Raw genomic sequence first — 15,738 nt, forward strand, 5'->3', positions numbered from 1 at the left:
TAGAGTACGCAATATTGTTATATATCAAATGAGAGGAGGTGTTACACAACGATATGAATTGGGACCCCACTTCCCCTGATACCGGCGTCAGCCGCCGTTCGTTTCTGGCGGCCGGTGCAGCGGGAGCGACACTTGCCACAAGCGGCTGTGTCGATAGCGTGCAGAACGTCGTCGGGAAGGCCGCCAACGGACAGCTGTCGCTGTCCATTACCACGCTCCCAGCAGACGCAGACAGGCAGGGCATTCAGATTGCCCGACAACTCGAGTCGAACCTCCAGCAGGTCGGGATCGATGTCTCGATCGACATGCGGTCGCCGTCGGAGCTACTGAAAGCGGTGCTGATCGAACACGACTTCGATCTCTACGTCGGCCATCATCCCGCCGGCTACGACCCCGATTTCCTCTATGAAATGCTCCACTCTTCGTTTGCCACCGAAGCCGGCTGGCAGAACCCCTTCGGGTTCACCAATATGGTCTTCGATACGCTACTCGAGGACCAACGGCGAGTCGAGGGAGCGCAACGGAAAAGGCTCGTTCAGTCGGTCCTGACGGCGCTGGCAAAGTCCAAGCCCTTCGAGCCGATCTGTCGGCCCGACGAGTATCGCGTCGCCAGCACGGATCGATTCGACGGCTGGAGCGAGGCTGCGCTCACGACCCGCCACGGCTACCTCGAGCCCGAGCCAGCCGACGGCGGCAACGAGTTACTCGCGCTCAAAACGGATTCCCGTCCAACGAGTAACCTCAATCCGCTGTCAGCGACGATGCGAGAGCGGGAGACGATAATCCAGCTGCTCTTCGATTCGCTGGCAACCGTCCACGAGGGCGAGGTCCAGCCATGGCTCGCCGAGGACATCACGTGGACAGATATCGAGCCAGCCGACGGTGAGCAGGGGCCGACCCTGACTGCGACGGTCACCCTTCGCGAAGGGTGTCAGTTCCATGCTGACGAACGACTAGCCAGCGAGGACGGACAGCTATCCGACGAAGACAGACAACTGACCGCAAAGGACGTCGCCTTTACCTACCGATTCCTCGAGGATACGTCGCTCGGACGAGCGCCGACTCCCTCGCCGGCACCGCGGTATCAGAGTCACGTCAGCGCAGTCGATCGCGTCACCGCCGACAGCGAGTACGAACTGACGTTCTCGATGAACGCGAGTCGGCCGGTCGCCAAACGGGCGCTTACCGTGCCGATCCTGCCAAAACAGTTCTGGCGTGGGCTGGTCGACCGGCGGGCGGCCGACGGCGAGTTTACCGCACCACAGGGACAGTGGATCGCCGCGACGGGCGATCACGTTCCGCCGATCGGCAGTGGGCCCTACCAGTTCGAAAGCCGGATCGAAGAGGATCAACTCGTTCTGACACGCTTTGACGATCACTTCACGCGCCGGGACGACGTCGAATTGCCCGGCCCGCCCGTCGACGAACTCCGCTTCGATATCGACCCGAGTAGTGCGTCAGCGGTCAGGCGGATCGCAGATGGCAATGCGGACGTGACGGCCTCGATGCTCGATGCCTATACGCTGGATGCGATCCCCGACGCATCGGATATCGAGCAGCTACACCACCCATCGCGGACCTTCTACCACATCGGGTTCAACGTCCGAAAAGCGCCCTTTAGCAACACCCACTTCCGCCGCGCAGTCGCGCAGTTGCTCCCCAAGCAAGCGATCGTCGACGATGTCTTCTATGGCTATGCCACCCCGACCGCGACGCCGGTGACGGACGAATGGGTCCCCGAACGGCTCACGTGGGACGGCGAGGATCCAGTGACTCCGTTTCTCGGGTCCAACGGCGAACTCAACGTTGCAGCCGCGAAAGCGGCGTTCGAGACTGCCGGCTTCCGGTATGATGATAACGGTCGCTTGCTTGGAGGCTACTAGAAGCGATGCTCGCCGAGGTGTTGACGCAGCTCGCTCTCGTCATTTCGATCCTGGTGCCGGTGTCGGTCATCGTTTTCATCGGCCGTGAGCGCCTCGCTCGGACGCGGTCGGAGTGGCGAAGTCGACTCAGAACCGCTGGCCCGGTGATTGCCGTGTTGATCGGCGTGTTACTGGTAAACCGCGTCGCCAGACAGACCGCACCGGAGCTCTCGCGGCAGATCGGGTTTCGCCTCTCCGGGGCGTTTTACGAGCTCGAGGGGGAGTTCATCCTGATCTTCCAGTCGATCCAGACGCCGGAGACGACGGCGTATTTCTCGACGATTTACGTCTACGGGTACACGTTCCTGCTGATCTTCCCGGTGATCGCATACTTTACGCTCCCCGATACCCGGATCTTTCGGCGACTGTTGACGGCCTACGCGCTCAATTACGCGATCGGTTTGGTCCTCTATATTCTCGTGGTCGCGTACGGTCCTCGGAACCTGATGCCCGCCGAGCTCATGGAACGAATGCTGTACAATACCAATCCACAGTACCAATATCTCACGCGCGAGGTCAACACCAACACCAACGTGTTTCCATCGCTTCATACCTCGCTGTCAGCGACTGTCGCAACGTTTGCATGGAAGACGCGGTCGGAGTTTCCGAAGTGGTTCCCCATCGCAGTCGTACTGGCGGCAAGCGTTGCAATCTCGACGATGTATCTCGGAATCCACTGGGCACTCGACGTCGTCGCAGGCACGATGCTCGCGGCAGCCTGTGTCTCCCTCTCTGATCGGCTCGTCGGCCGCTGGTCAGTCGCGGAGCTTTCGGCGCAGTTCGCCGATCGGCTGCCCTGGCCCCAGAACCAGGAGTGACACCGACGTTCCCGGTCAGTGGTATCGATACGGCTTGTGACAAGCGTCTCGGTCTCAATCGCCATCCGGCCCCGTGCGAACATAATACTGTTATGTCGTGGTGCCGAATCATGGTAGAGTAACAACATGAACGGAGGACAGGCCGCCCAAGAACCAGACCGTGCTGGCGCTGACGGCACGCGTCTCAGTCGTCGAGCCGCGCTGGCAACGACGGCCGGCCTGACGGCCTCGGTAAGCGGCTGTGTCGGCCGACTCCGCGATCTCTTTACGCAGCGCAACATCAGACAGCTCTCGCTGACGATCACCACCCTCCCTGCCGACAGCGACAGAGAAAGCATCCGGATCGCAAACGAGCTCGAGCAGGCCCTCACGACGGTCGGGATCGACGTCTCGTTCGACGTCCGCTCCGGGACCGAGTTCAACCGAGCGGTGTTGTACGATCACGAGTTCGACATCTGTATCGGCCGTCATCCGGGCGGGACCGATCCCGACTTCCTCTATGAAGCGTTGCACTCGCTGTATATCGACGAATCGGGCTGGCAGAACCCCTTTGGCTACGCGAACCTGGCCGTCGATGACCTCCTCGAGAAGCAACGCCACGCCGACGGGACAGAACGACGTGATGCCGTCACGAACGCACTCGAGGCGATCGCGACCGAACAGCCGTTCGTTCCCATTTGCGTCCCCGAGGAACACCGCGTCGTCAGCACGGATCGGGTTACCGGCTGGGCTGACGGTCATCTCGCGACCCGGAGCGGCTATCTCGGGCTCGAGCCCACAGCAGACGTCGAGACCCTGCGTGCTGTCCACACGGATAGTCGCCCGACGAAAAACCTCAATCCGCTCGCGGCCGACTATCGCGGTCGGGGAACGATTACCCAGTTACTCTACGATTCGCTGGCGACCGACGACGCGACTGGGGAGATCCAGCCGTGGCTCGCAGAGTCGTGGGAGCGGCGCGGGGCGACGCTTGACGTTCACCTTCGGAACGGCTGTACGTTTCACGATGGCGAGCCGGTGACTGCCGCCGATGTCGAGTTTACGTACCAGTTTCTCGCGGACATGTCCGGCGACGATGACGACCGAGTCGCTCCGACACCCCGCTTTCGCGGCCGGATCGACGCCGTCGAGGCGATCGACGTTCGGGACCGCGATCGCCTCGAGCTCACGGTCGATGCGGGGCAGGCGGTCGGCGAACGTGCCCTCCTCGTCCCGATACTGCCCGCTCACATCTGGCGTGAGCGCTCGGAGAGTCCGATGGGGCTTGGCGGCAGTGTGCTCTCGCAGGGCACCACGACGGCAGTCGTCACGAACAACGTTCCGCCAGTTGGCAGCGGCCCCTACCAGTTCGTGGCTCGATCCGAAGGCGACCAACTCACACTCGAGCGGTTCGACGATCACTTTACGCTCCGGTCCGGCGTCGAGCGGCCAGCCCCGATGGTCGAGACGTTTTCGATCGATATCTCACCGAACTCGGAAACGGCGATTCAGGCGGTCGAAAACGACACTGCCGATGTCACGATCGCAGCCGTCGATACGAATCGCGTCGGGAGCGTCGATGAAGCAGGCGGACAGCAGTTGCTCGAGTCGCCGTCATGGACGTGTTACTTCCTTGGGTTCAACACGCGGAAGGCACCGTTTGGGAACCCTCGGTTCAGGCGGGTTATCGCACGGTTGATCGACAAGGAGTGGCTGGTCGAGAACGTCTTTTATGGGCACGCGCGACCGGTTGCGACGCCGGTTACCGAGCAATGGGTCCCCGACACCCTCACGTGGGACGGCCAGGACCCCGAAACGCCATTTCTGGGATCAAACGGTGAGGTCGACGTCGATGCAGCACGAGCGGCGTTCGAAGATGCCGGCTTCCGGTACGACGATCGGGACCGGCTCCGTGTCAGACAATAAGACTGCCAGCCAACGCGGATCGCACCTCGATCACGCTCGAGACAGGAGCACGGAGACTGTTCTGGACGCACGCTCGCGTCGTCTACCACACAGGACAGCCATCGCTCAGCGGAACGGATGACCGGCAAAAACGGGGTGCGATGAAACGGGTCCGTTACTGCTCTTCGAGCGCGTCTGCGATGCGCTTGAGCGCGCGGGTCTGATCGCGCATTTCGTCACGCAGCTGTCGGACTTCGCGGACGAGTTCCTCGTTGCTCTCGTCTTGTCCGCCGCGACCACCGGGGCCAGCGCCGGGGCCGCCGCCCATCATGCCACCCATCATCTGGGCAAAGGGGTTGCCGCCGCCGCCCATGCCGCCGGGACCGCCACCGCCACCGAACGGGCTTTCAGGGGCTTCGCCTTCGCCCTCGCCCTCTTCGGCGCGCTTTTCGCGAATTTCTTCGACCCGCTCGCGGAACGATTTCTCCTCGCTGTCGTCGCCTGCGTCGCCGTCGGAATCGGGTTCGTCTGTCATACCATCGGATTCTCCTGCGTCGGGGAAAAGGATTGCCATGTCTCGGATCGGCACGCTCCCTACAGCAGTGATGCTCCTCGAGTCCAGGGACGAATCGCTCAGCGGAGCAGAATCGACCTGCGAGCACAGGAGCAGTCACGACAAACGAGCAGCCCGTCTCAGTCGGTAGTCTACCCGAACGAGCCGAGCGAGGACTGGAGGTTCCGATCCGACCGGCCCGCCTCGAGGTCGTAGCCCACGAGATCGCGCATATCCACGGCATAGGTCGTCCCACCGTTGACGAGGACTAACAACCGCCCTTTAACGCCCATAACGGTTCCCGACGCAAGCGTCTCGCGGACCGGTCGCGTATCGAGGTCGAGCCCGTAGTCGAAGTCGAATCGCTCAAGGACGTCGAACTCGGTGAGGACGGCCTCCCAGGCATCGTCGTCGATGTCGGCGGCGAGTGCAGCCACTTTGGGACCGGTTCGGACGCGGTCGACGAGCCGTTGGGCGATTTCGCCCTCGAGTTCGCGGGCAATTCGGCCGTTCGAGACGGTGTGGACGTGGGCCGCGCGATCGGCCCCCTGTTCGCGCAGTCGGGTCTCGAGACGCCACAGCTTGGTAACGCCGACCTTGAACGTGTCGGGGGCGAACGCGGCGATGTAGACCGCGTGCTCTTCGTAACAGTCCATTTCGTCTTTCAGGCAGGTCCCGGTACAGCGGGCACAGACCCACGTGCTCGTGTGATACTCACAGTAGGGCGCAGACGGCCGGTCACAGGCGACGTGCGTGCCGGTTTCGTCGATCGTCCCGGCGCAGTGGCGCTCGCCGAGCGTGTACGCGAGGTCGTCGCCAGCAGCGAGCGAGCGGTGATCGATCTCGCCGCTGCCGTCGCTGATCAGCAGCGCCGAGCCCCGTCCACTCGGTTCGTAGCCCACCAGTTGCACGCACGCGAGTTGTCACCGGGCGCAAATAGCCGTACCGCTCTCCGGACCCAAGCAGCGCGTGTCGGACCGTCGGACCCGGCGACGAGGACCGGCAGCGAAGACCCTATACCGGTACTATCCTAAGCGCCGTCCATGCAAGCGCTGGTCATCGCGGCACACGGATCGCATCTGAATCCGGACGCCTCGGATCCGACCTACGCCCACGCGGATACGATCCGCGAAACGGGCGCGTTCGACGAGGTCCGCGAGGCGTTCTGGAAAGAAGAGCCACACTTCCGCGAGGTAATCCGCATGCTCGAGGCAGACGAGGTGTTCGTCGTCCCCCTCTTTATCAGCGAGGGGTATTTCACCGAAGAGGTCATTCCGCGAGAACTGCGGCTGGATGACTGGGACCCCGAGAAGTGGGACTCCGACGGGACCAGCGCCTCACAGGCCACGCTCGAGGCCGACGACGTCGGCAAGACCATCCATTACTGTGGGCCGGTCGGCACTCACGACGCGATGACGGACGTGATCGTCCAGCGGGCCGAGACCGCCACTGGCGATCCAGACGTCGGCGAGGGCGTCGGGCTGGCCGTCGTCGGCCACGGGACCGAACGCAACGAAAACTCCGCGAAGGCCATCGAGTACCACAGCGAGCGCATCCGCGAGCGCGAGCGCTTCGACGAGGTCAAGGCGCTGTTCATGGACGAGGAACCGGAGGTCGACGACGTCACGGACTTCTTCGAGAGCGACGACATCGTCGTCGTCCCACTGTTTATCGCCGACGGCTACCACACCCAAGAGGACATCCCCGAAGACATGGGGCTGACCGAGGACTACCGCCTGGGGTGGGACGTGCCCGCCGAGGTCGACGGCCATCGGATCTGGTACACCGGAGCCGTCGGCACTGAGGACCTCATGGCCGACGTCGTCCTCGAGCGCGCGGCCGACGCCGGGGCCGACATCGGCGACGCTCGCGAGACGGTCCGCGACATCGCCGGCTCAGTCGCCGACGCCGACCACGAACCGAGCGCGGGAGCGGGCGCGGGTGACTGAGACATGACAGCAGTACATGGGAGCCTCGAGACGCTGCTCGACCGCGCGTCCGCTGGTGTCACGTTCGACGGCCTCCGTATCGACGCGGAAGACGGCAACTACGTCCTCGAGACGCCCGCCGACGAGTGGCACGGCCTCGACGAGGCCGCCCTTGGGGACACACTCGAGGCCTGCGAGGAGTACGTGACCAACTGGCGCTACTGGCAGGAGACTGTCGGTGGCGAGGGAACCGCCCGGCGTGCGTTCCTCCGGTGGTGCGAGCACGCACCCATCCCGGACGCCGACGAACAGACGACCACGACCGATGGCCTCGCGGTACCAGCACGGTACGACGCGCTTCGCGACGGCATCGACCGGCAGTGGGGTCAACTGTCGATCACGGCCCGTTTCGTCGACGTCGACGACCCCGACGGCGAGCGCGTCTACGATCTCTGGCACGTCGACGACGCCGACAGCGACCTCGCCGACCTCGAGGTCTACGACGACCCGCGTGACGCTCGCGAGATCGCAACCTACGATGAGGACGGCCGCTACCGGCCGCTGAAGACCGCACCAACGCTCGTTTCGGGCTGGGCGTTTACCGGCCTCTCGGGTGCTGAACTCGTCGAGACGGTCGGTTTTCTCTATCCCGCGACGATCGCCAACTGGCACCGCGAACTACGTGGCAATCTGGACGTCGACCACTGGACCGAGACCGCCGAGCGCCAGACCGGCATCTACGACGTGATCGACGAACTTCCGCGCGAGGCCGTCGACTGGATGGCCGAAGCCTGCTGTGTCGACTCGCAGTGTCTGCGTCGTCGAGAATGGGAATACGACGAAGACGACGATGTAGACGTCGACGGCGGCGACGGCCCGTTCCCCTGTCGGGAACCCTGTTCGCTCGTCGTCGCCGCGGCCCGCAAGTGGGCCATCCTCGAGTCCGAGGAGGAACATACCTACGAGCTCGAGCTCACGACCAGCGAACTCAACCAGCTCGAGGAACTGATCGATGCAGTCGCGGAGGGCCGCACTGACGAGATCCGCGAGGCGGACGTCTACGACGGTGCGAACCGCTATCGGGCGCGATACCTCCGGGCGAAGCGAGTCGGCGAGGACGGACTCGAGGCGACGCAGGTCGACGAGTAGCTCGCTCGCGGAGTCGCCCCACTATTATTGGAGTAACAGAACAAGCGCCACGACGACGCCGGCGACGACGATTCCCAGGCCGGCCGTCGCGATCGGACTCCCGATCGACGCCGTCGTCAGCGTTGCAATCGCGAGCGCGACCACGCCCAGCGCCAGCACTGCCAGCGTTCCCGTCTCGACCCCGCGGACGGCAGTAATTCGGCCAACTGCCTGTTCGAACACCGTCGGCTCGGGTTCCGTACGGGTGGGTTCAGCGAGCGATTCGTCGATGTCGACGTCCGGCGGCCCCGGGACGACGGTGACGTCGATCGTGACCGATTCGGAGCCATAGCCCGTCAGCACCTCGAGCCGACCGTCGACTGGCTGCTCGATCGCGTCGGCGTCGACGGCGATCGGAACGGCCGTGACGCTGTCTGGCTCGACGTAGTAGTTCGTGCCGTCGAGCGATGCGATTCGCTCGAGATCACCGTGGAGACGACAATGGACGTGGGCAGGCGACTCGTGTCCTGCAAGCGAGAGCCGAAACGAGCCGTCGGTCTCGAGCGCGGTGCTGGCCGGCTCGAGTGCGTCTGCGGACCCGCGGTTGACGTGGACGGTGACCTCGGTTGGTGACACGGTTTGTGTCCGTCAGGCCGGCGTTTCGTCGCGCATGTCCGGCGGCAGCAGGTTCGGGATCCCGTCTTCGATCGGGTAGGCCTCGCCACACTCCGTACAGACGAGTTCGCCGCCGACGACCTCGTCGCCGTCGTACTCGGCGTTCTCGAGTTCCAGATCGTGTTTATCGAGCGGACAGCAGAGAATGTCCAGCAACGACTCCTTCATACTACGTAGGCTCGTCGCCTCCAGCAAAAGGTTTCGGGAACGTTGCTCCTGGCAGGGTCCCTCCAATCCGAGCGCGTGCATCGGAGTTGCATGGCCTCGTCATTCGAGTCAGTCATCTACGGCCGCTTCAGATGAATCACTCGTCGGTTCCTGGGCTAATTCGAGCGGTTCGGATGACTCATCGGTCTCTGGGACCTGCCGTGGCAGAAACGTCGAGACGACGAGCAAGAGCAACACGAACAGGGCAAGAAGGAGCAGCGCCGCCTGCTGGGCGTCGACCATCGCGGTCTCGAAGATCCCCTCGAGTAATCGTCGTTCCGTCGGCGTGAGTTGGGCCAGAAACGCTTGCTGCGTGGCTTCGGTTGCCGTCTCCGCGGTGTCCTCGAGTGCTAGCACCAGTTCAATTCGTTGCTCCACTGACACGGTCTCGCCTCTTGCTTGCAGGACGCCATCGACGACGCTGCCGTAGAACCGGCCGAGTAGGACCGAACCGACGACTGCCGTTCCCAGCGAGAACCCCATCGAACTGCTCGCGTTCAAGACACCGGATGCCTCGGCGTAGTTCGCGGTGGGGACAGCAGAGAGCGTCATATTGACGATTTGGCCCATGAGAAGCCCGAGACCGGTTCCGACGAATGCCATCGGGATGGCCATCCCCCGGATCGTCTGTTCGGGGCTCGTCTGCCCGTACAGGAGAATCAGTCCAAGACCCATGCACGCGATACCGGCCTGGACGAGCGTCTTCGGCGAGAGGGACGCACGCCAGCCGGTCGTAACCGTCGAAAAGAGGAGTGTCGCGAGGGAGTATGGAAGCATCGCAAGCCCGGCTTCGAAGGCGGTGTGACCGAGTGCCGACTGGAGATAGACCGGGACGACGAACATGAAGCCAGCCATGACGACCGAACGGACGCTGTACGTGGCAACACCCGACAGAAAACGGCTGTTCGTCAGGACGCCCAGTGGAACGAGCGGCGACCTTCCGGCGCGTTCCATGCGGCGTTCGTACTGGACGAACGCGGCGAGCGTGAGCAGTCCGAGCCCGAGAAACCAGATCGCGGGTGATGTCCCGAACGGATTGAACTGCACGCCGCTGACGGAAAACGGCCGCCGTGCGAGGAGCCACCCGTACTTCCCACTCAAGAGGAATCCCGTGACGAGCGCCGTTGCGCCGGCGATAGAGAGGACTGCCCCGCCGAGATCCAGTGAGCGACGCGTGTCCGTCAGCCGGCCCGGGCTCACGTACCGAACGAAAACGAACGTCGCCCCCACGACGACCAGTTCCAGTGCGAACCCCCACCGCCAACTGGCGTACGTCGTGACTGCCCCGCCGAAAATCGGGCCAACGGCTGCGCCGACCGCGCTCACACCGGCCAACAGTCCGAGCGCCGTTGCCCGGTTGTCCGCTTCGTAACTGAACATCAACACGGTATACGTCAGGGGAAGTAACACGGCGGCCCCAATCCCCATGATGAGCGACCATCCGATAGTGAGCACCACGACGTTCCAGCTGAGCGCTGCCAATAGCGTCCCGCCGGCATAGACGATCAGTGCGGCTGTCATCACACGCCTGACCTCGTAGATGGCCGGCAGCGTCCCGCCTGGAAGGATCAGCGCGCCGAGCACCAGCGAGTAAAACGAGATCGCCCCCTGAATGACGGTGACTGTGGTGTCGAACTCCGCGACGATCGCAGGCACTGCCACGTTCATCAGCGCCGAGTTGATCGACACGACGAACATCGCCAGACTCACGGCGATCAGTGGCCCCCAGTAGTCCACCCTCTTCTTGGATTTGGGGGTATCCACACTGGGACCGGGCCCGGCTGCCATAGGGTCTCAACACGTCCGAGCGAAAAATAATCGGTGTGTCCCGGCGACAGCGATTCAGCCGAGGCTGACAAGAGGGGGACTCGTCTACACGCCAGCGTTCGACCACAGCGTCCGTGCAAACGGCAAAAACAGCGGTCGTCGGGAATCGCGACGACAGCGTTATTCGTACGGGTTCTCGACGACGACGGTCTCCTCGCGGCCGGGACCGACGCCAACCGCGTAGATCGGCGTGTCGAGTTCGTCGCTGATGTACTCGAGGTAGGTCCGTGCGTTCTCGGGGATCGCCTCGTAGCCCTCGGCGGCGACGTCGGCCCAGTCGACTTCCGGCCAGCCGTCGAAGGACTTGAACGTCGCTTCACAGCGGCCCCAGGCTTCGGTCGTTGGGGGCATCGTGAAGATTTCCTCGCCGTCGAACTCGTAGCTGTGGCCGACTTTCACCTCGTCGAGACCGGCCAGCACGTCGATGTGGTTGATCGCGAGTCCCGTAAACCCGTTCGCACGGGTTGCGTGGCGCAGCATGGGCATGTCGAGCCACCCGACACGACGTGGACGGCCGGTGACAGTCCCGTACTCGCCACCCTCGTCGCGGATCCGGGTCGCGAGTTCCTCTTCGTCTTCACCAGCACCCTCGCTTGCGTCGTAGTCGGGGGTCTGATCCTCGACGCCGCCGAGTTCGGTCGGGAGCGGACCCGTGCCGACCCGCGAGAGATAGGCTTTGACGATCCCGATGACGTCTCCCTGTCCAACGACTGTCGGGCCGAGGCCGGTGCCAACGCTTGCGCCACCAGAACTCGGGTTCGAGGAGGTGACGTAGGGGTAGACGCCGTGGTCGATGTCGAGTGACGTTCCCTGTGCGCCCTCGAGCATGACGTTGTCGCCGGCTTCGATCCGTTCCTGCAGGAAGTCCCCACAGTCGACAGTCATGTCCTCCTCGGCGAGGCGTTCGCCGTACTCGCGATAGGTCTCGTAGAGATGGTCGATGTCGAACTCCTCACCGGTCTCCTTTTCGAAGACCTCCTCGGCGAGGGCCTTCTTCTGGGGAACGACGTACTCGAGGCGTTCGCGCAGCGCGTCGGGATCGAGCAAGTCGCCGATCCGGACGCCGCGGCGGCCGGCCTTGTCTTCGTAGGTTGGGCCGATGCCGCGTTTGGTCGTGCCGGCGGCGAGATCGTCTTTTTCTTCCTCTTCGATGCCGTCGAGTGCGCGATGATAGGGGAGGATGACATGTGCGCGCTCGGCAACACGGACGTCCGGCTCGAGGCCGCGGTCGCGAAGCGTGTCGATCTCGTCGAACAGCGTCTCGGGATTGACGACACAACCGTTGCCGAGGACGCCGACCTTTCCTCGGACGGCTCCCGATGGCACGAGCGACAGTTTGTACTTCTCTCCGTCGTGAACGACGGTATGGCCAGCGTTGTCGCCGCCCTGATACCGGGCAACGACATCGGCGGCGTCGCCGTACAGGTCGACGACCCCACCCTTGCCTTCGTCGCCGAGTTGCGACCCGACGATAGTGACGGTCATAACAGCGACGGGTTCTTGCCCGGCCGATAAACAGATTACGGTATACGGGTGTCGACACCGAACTCCACAACGTTGACTACCGATCGACCGACGCTCCCTATTATGGTGTCCAACCCGCATGTGGATGACCGAACCCGGACCGCTCGCTGCCAGTCGTATAACTCGCTGGGAGAGACACGTCCAGCGACAGGAAACTGGTCACATCGGAAGCGTTAACTACTGACAGGAGCGATTGACAGGTTGAGCACAGTCGTTTCAGCGCTCGAGAGTAACTTTTAAAAGGCCCAAAGACAAGTTAACAAATGCCATGATAGACCGACTTGAGAAGGAAGTCGATATGTTGGAACGACATCTGCAGGTCCTGAAGATGGTCATCGAGAACGAGCCGATCGGGATCGTCAAGATGTCGAACGAGACGGGCTACCCACACCACAAGGTCCGCTACTCGCTTCGCGTTCTCGAGGAGGAGAACCTCATCGAGCCCTCGAGCCAGGGTGCGATCAAGACCGAGCGTACCGCCGAGTTCGTCGACGAACTCGACGACAAGCTCGACGACATCGTCGACAAGCTCGACGGCATGAAGATCGAAGACGTCGCCGAGATCGAAGGATAGACTCTCGTCCACGTCGGACGTTGTCGCCCATCCCCGCGATCGACGTCGGTACGACACGGACAGTGTACACTTTTTGCAGCCGTATTTCGGCCAGCCTCGAGCCGTCGGCCGTGCTATCTACCAGTCACTGACGAGACTGCACCCGAAAACGACACAGAACGAAACGACGGAGACGAGATCGAGCGCGACGGACTACAGCTCCGGCACGTTCATGTGGAAGCCTTCCGAGCGCGACTCGACGAGACAGAGGTGGTAGCCGGATTTCCGCGAGAGGTTGACGTAACTCAGCTTCGAGCTGCGGCTGAGAAAGCCGCTGCTCGTCGCCTGTTCGGCCACCTCGAGCGCGCCGGGCTCGAAATAACTCGAGGTGACGGCGATCGCGGCCGCCAGATCCGGATAGTTGGCCTTGACGGCGGAGGCGGCTTCCTCGAGTTCTGCGAGCAGGTCTTTCGTCGCGGGCTCGCGCGAGTCGTTGAGCGTGACAAGCAGTAACGGGTTCCCCATCTTGTCGAACGCGACGATGTCGAACGTCAACTCCTCGGGGACGTCGTCGGTGTCGTCGTCGGCAAGCGAGATGGTCGCGCCGAGTTCGGCCCGGTCGATTCGCGGGATCGCATCGTAGAGGTCGCCCAGTCCGTCGGCGTTCCCGGTGTCACGGATCTCATACAGGAGCATCTCGGTGAGCCAGTCGACGAACCGATACTCCATCGTCGTCTCGAGAAAGTCGTCGTACGGTTGTTCGTCGACGGCTGCGTCGTTCGAGTCGAAGCCGGTGTGATGTTCCAGTCGCAGGTTCGATGCGACCTCGCTCCGATCGGCGTCGCCGTCGTGGGCCGTCTCGAGGGTTGGCTGGCTCTTCGAGGCGTATCTGACGAAGAGGTTCGTCTGCGAAAGCGCCTGCTGGGGCGATAGCTGCGTCCCGGCGCTGACGTCGGCCGCCGCGCTACCGGCGTCTTGCGTTTGAGCCTGTTCGAGCTCCGTCTCGAGGTCGTCGATCCGGGACTGCAGCCGATCGACCGTCGCGGACAGGTCGTCGTTTTCCGCGCGCAGCCGATCGCGTTCGGCCTCGAGTTCCTCGGCCTTCGTTGCAAGTGAGGCGCGTTGTTCCTGCAGTGTCTCGACTTTCTCGGTCAGCGTCGCAACTCGGTCACTGTGTGCATCGGTCGCGGCGGCAGTACCCTGTGTTTGGCTGCCAGCCTGTGTGCGTGATCGGTTCGCACGGGAGCCGGACGTGCTGGCCGACGTCGCGGCTTGGTCCGACGACTGAGTCGGTGACTGGACAGCGGACGAGGAGGCGTCCGTGTTCGTCTCGGACGCCGTCGACGGTTGGTCCATGCGCAGTTCGCGGCCACCCGTGCTCGAGCTCGAGTCAGTGTCCGAATCGCTGCTGTCCGGGTCGATCGAGGGAATGCGCCGTGTCTCGCGCCACTCCTCTTCACGTTCGAACTCCTCTTCGAGTCCGTCGCCCGTCGTCTCGGACTCGGAGACGGGATTGTCACTGGTCGAGCCAGTCGCTGGCTCGTCATCGTCGTCAACCCAGGAGATGTCGTTGCGATCGAGTTCCTCCGCGGCCGCTTCGATTTCTGCAAGCTCGGGGTCCGTCGCGACGTCGACGTCCCCTGTCGACGACTCGTCAGCCGACGCTAACTCCGACTCCGGCTCCGATTCTGACTCCGGTTCTGACTCGGCGGTAACCGGTTCAGCATCCGTCTCGGCGTCGTGTGTCGCGGTCTGCGGCGAGTCATCGACAGCGGCCGTCTCGGATGCGGACGCCGGTTCGGCGTCACCGTCTGACGGTGACTCGGTAATCCCGGCCGACGGTGGCTCAGGTTCGGCCTCGCTGGTATCGGTCGCCGTGATACCCGTCGGATCATCCGTGAGGTCCGTTTCCGACGACAGCGGCGACTCGTCGTTGCCGACGTCTTCGGTCGACTCTGTCCCAGCCGCGTGGGCAGCGTCAACGGTTTCAGTACTCGAGATGTCGATCGGCTCGAGCGACGACGATCCCATGGGGTCGGACTCCGACGCGTCAGCGGTCGGCGCGTCGGAAGTGCCGGTATCGGTCGTGGTGTCAGCGGTCGTAGACTCGGTCCCCGAGTCCGGCTCCGACGCCGAGTCGGCCGTCCCCGGAACGTCGACGACATCGATCTCGACGTCGGTGACTTCGTAGATGCCAACCTCGTCGGCCGCGCGTTCGAACGCTTCCTCGCCGGTGAGCAGCCGTTCGGCGTTCCCGATGTACGCTGCAGCCATGCGACGGCCGCCGTAGTAGACAGCGTAGTAGTCGCCGCTGAGAACGTTCTCGCTCAGTTCGATATACCCGGTAAACGATCCGCTCTGGAGTGTCTCGTCGACTTCTCGAAGCGGCGTCTCGTTCGTATAGTACTTCGCCCGTGTCTCGCCACCCTGTTCTTCCATCGTACAGAGCAGGGGCAGCGACGGATCGGGTGCCTCATAACACGTTCCCGAGGCGGTTTCGAAGTCGTCGATATCGCCATCGATGACGCCGACAACGCGGCCGTTGAGCATACAGAGCCACGTGCCAGCCGCCGATACAGCACCGGAGAAATCAGCGTGGGCGAGATCGGAGAGACCGTCGAACCCCCCGTTAAACGGGCGGGAGTCCCACTCCTCGACGCGCTCTTGCGTGCGCGGATCCATACGTCAACAAGCGGGAACCGCACCAAATACGTTTCGT

Annotated in this window: 13 protein-coding genes; 6 read left to right on the forward strand and 7 right to left on the reverse strand. The window is 63.3% G+C overall.

The window, feature by feature from the left end:
• Positions 1-53: 53 nt before the first annotated feature.
• The 3 genes from BDK88_RS12825 to BDK88_RS12835 all read left to right on the forward strand — a co-directional run bounded on the left by BDK88_RS12825 (position 54) and on the right by BDK88_RS12835 (position 4,645).
• Positions 54-1,883: an ABC transporter substrate-binding protein gene (locus tag BDK88_RS12825; RefSeq protein WP_130500763.1), complete on the forward strand. Its 1,830-nt coding sequence runs from the start codon at positions 54-56 to the stop codon at positions 1,881-1,883.
• Positions 1,884-1,888: 5 nt separating this feature from the next.
• Positions 1,889-2,740 (forward strand): phosphatase PAP2 family protein, encoded by an 852-nt coding sequence (locus BDK88_RS12830; protein ID WP_130500764.1) that lies wholly within the window; start codon positions 1,889-1,891, stop codon positions 2,738-2,740.
• Positions 2,741-2,866: 126 nt separating this feature from the next.
• Positions 2,867-4,645 carry an ABC transporter substrate-binding protein gene (locus tag BDK88_RS12835; protein ID WP_130500765.1) on the forward strand — a complete coding sequence of 593 codons (1,779 nt, stop codon included), beginning with the start codon at positions 2,867-2,869 and terminating at the stop codon, positions 4,643-4,645.
• Positions 4,646-4,799: 154 nt separating this feature from the next.
• Here the strand turns inward: BDK88_RS12835 and BDK88_RS12840 are convergent, their stop codons facing one another.
• Together BDK88_RS12840 and BDK88_RS12845 are read right to left on the reverse strand one after the other, a co-directional pair.
• The gene (locus tag BDK88_RS12840) at positions 4,800-5,159 is read right to left on the reverse strand and encodes a hypothetical protein (protein ID WP_092934054.1); all 360 of its coding nucleotides are present in this window, start codon (positions 5,157-5,159) and stop codon (positions 4,800-4,802) included.
• 170 nt (positions 5,160-5,329) lie between these two features.
• Positions 5,330-6,088 carry a DUF2797 domain-containing protein gene (locus BDK88_RS12845; RefSeq protein WP_130500766.1) on the reverse strand — a complete coding sequence of 253 codons (759 nt, stop codon included), beginning with the start codon at positions 6,086-6,088 and terminating at the stop codon, positions 5,330-5,332.
• A gap of 132 nt (positions 6,089-6,220) precedes the next feature.
• On the opposite strand from BDK88_RS12845, the gene BDK88_RS12850 reads away from it, so the two are divergent.
• Positions 6,221-7,126 (forward strand): CbiX/SirB N-terminal domain-containing protein, encoded by a 906-nt coding sequence (locus BDK88_RS12850; protein WP_130500767.1) that lies wholly within the window; start codon positions 6,221-6,223, stop codon positions 7,124-7,126.
• Positions 7,127-7,129: 3 nt separating this feature from the next.
• Complete coding sequence (locus tag BDK88_RS12855) at positions 7,130-8,254, forward strand: DR2241 family protein (RefSeq protein ID WP_130500768.1); 1,125 nt, start codon at positions 7,130-7,132, stop codon at positions 8,252-8,254.
• Between the two features lie 24 nt (positions 8,255-8,278).
• On the opposite strand, the gene BDK88_RS12860 is transcribed toward BDK88_RS12855, so the two are convergent.
• From BDK88_RS12860 to BDK88_RS12875, 4 genes are all read right to left on the reverse strand, one after another.
• Positions 8,279-8,869, reverse strand: a complete 591-nt coding sequence (locus BDK88_RS12860; RefSeq protein ID WP_130500769.1) for a DUF7524 family protein — start codon at positions 8,867-8,869, stop codon at positions 8,279-8,281.
• A 12-nt stretch (positions 8,870-8,881) separates the two neighbouring features.
• On the reverse strand, positions 8,882-9,076 hold the full coding sequence (locus BDK88_RS12865; protein ID WP_008009572.1) for a methytransferase partner Trm112: 195 nt from the start codon (positions 9,074-9,076) through the stop codon (positions 8,882-8,884).
• A 108-nt stretch (positions 9,077-9,184) separates the two neighbouring features.
• Positions 9,185-10,903: an MFS transporter gene (locus BDK88_RS12870; protein WP_165396963.1), complete on the reverse strand. Its 1,719-nt coding sequence runs from the start codon at positions 10,901-10,903 to the stop codon at positions 9,185-9,187.
• A gap of 159 nt (positions 10,904-11,062) precedes the next feature.
• Positions 11,063-12,427, reverse strand: a complete 1,365-nt coding sequence (locus BDK88_RS12875) for an adenylosuccinate synthase (protein ID WP_130500770.1) — start codon at positions 12,425-12,427, stop codon at positions 11,063-11,065.
• Positions 12,428-12,734: 307 nt separating this feature from the next.
• Here BDK88_RS12875 and BDK88_RS12880 point away from each other — a divergent pair, with 307 nt between their 5' ends.
• Positions 12,735-13,040, forward strand: a complete 306-nt coding sequence (locus tag BDK88_RS12880) for a hypothetical protein (protein ID WP_008009576.1) — start codon at positions 12,735-12,737, stop codon at positions 13,038-13,040.
• Positions 13,041-13,232: 192 nt separating this feature from the next.
• On the opposite strand, the gene BDK88_RS12885 is transcribed toward BDK88_RS12880, so the two are convergent.
• The gene (locus tag BDK88_RS12885; protein ID WP_130500771.1) at positions 13,233-15,701 is read right to left on the reverse strand and encodes a DUF7527 domain-containing protein; all 2,469 of its coding nucleotides are present in this window, start codon (positions 15,699-15,701) and stop codon (positions 13,233-13,235) included.
• Positions 15,702-15,738 lie beyond the last annotated feature (37 nt).

Source organism: Natrinema hispanicum, from assembly GCF_004217335.1.
In the GTDB taxonomy this organism is placed as follows: domain Archaea; phylum Halobacteriota; class Halobacteria; order Halobacteriales; family Natrialbaceae; genus Natrinema; species Natrinema hispanicum.

Bases quoted from the DNA above. Each gene is read 5' to 3' on its own strand.
- BDK88_RS12825 (WP_130500763.1), top strand. From the start codon at position 54: ATGAATTGGGACCCCACTTCCCCTGATACCGGCGTCAGCCGCCGTTCG.
- BDK88_RS12830 (WP_130500764.1), top strand. From the start codon at position 1,889: ATGCTCGCCGAGGTGTTGACGCAGCTCGCTCTCGTCATTTCGATCCTG.
- BDK88_RS12835 (WP_130500765.1), top strand. From the start codon at position 2,867: ATGAACGGAGGACAGGCCGCCCAAGAACCAGACCGTGCTGGCGCTGAC.
- BDK88_RS12840 (WP_092934054.1), bottom strand. From the start codon at position 5,159: ATGACAGACGAACCCGATTCCGACGGCGACGCAGGCGACGACAGCGAG.
- BDK88_RS12850 (WP_130500767.1), top strand. From the start codon at position 6,221: ATGCAAGCGCTGGTCATCGCGGCACACGGATCGCATCTGAATCCGGAC.
- BDK88_RS12855 (WP_130500768.1), top strand. From the start codon at position 7,130: ATGACAGCAGTACATGGGAGCCTCGAGACGCTGCTCGACCGCGCGTCC.
- BDK88_RS12865 (WP_008009572.1), bottom strand. From the start codon at position 9,076: ATGAAGGAGTCGTTGCTGGACATTCTCTGCTGTCCGCTCGATAAACAC.
- BDK88_RS12870 (WP_165396963.1), bottom strand. From the start codon at position 10,903: ATGGCAGCCGGGCCCGGTCCCAGTGTGGATACCCCCAAATCCAAGAAG.
- BDK88_RS12875 (WP_130500770.1), bottom strand. From the start codon at position 12,427: ATGACCGTCACTATCGTCGGGTCGCAACTCGGCGACGAAGGCAAGGGT.
- BDK88_RS12880 (WP_008009576.1), top strand. From the start codon at position 12,735: ATGATAGACCGACTTGAGAAGGAAGTCGATATGTTGGAACGACATCTG.
- BDK88_RS12885 (WP_130500771.1), bottom strand. From the start codon at position 15,701: ATGGATCCGCGCACGCAAGAGCGCGTCGAGGAGTGGGACTCCCGCCCG.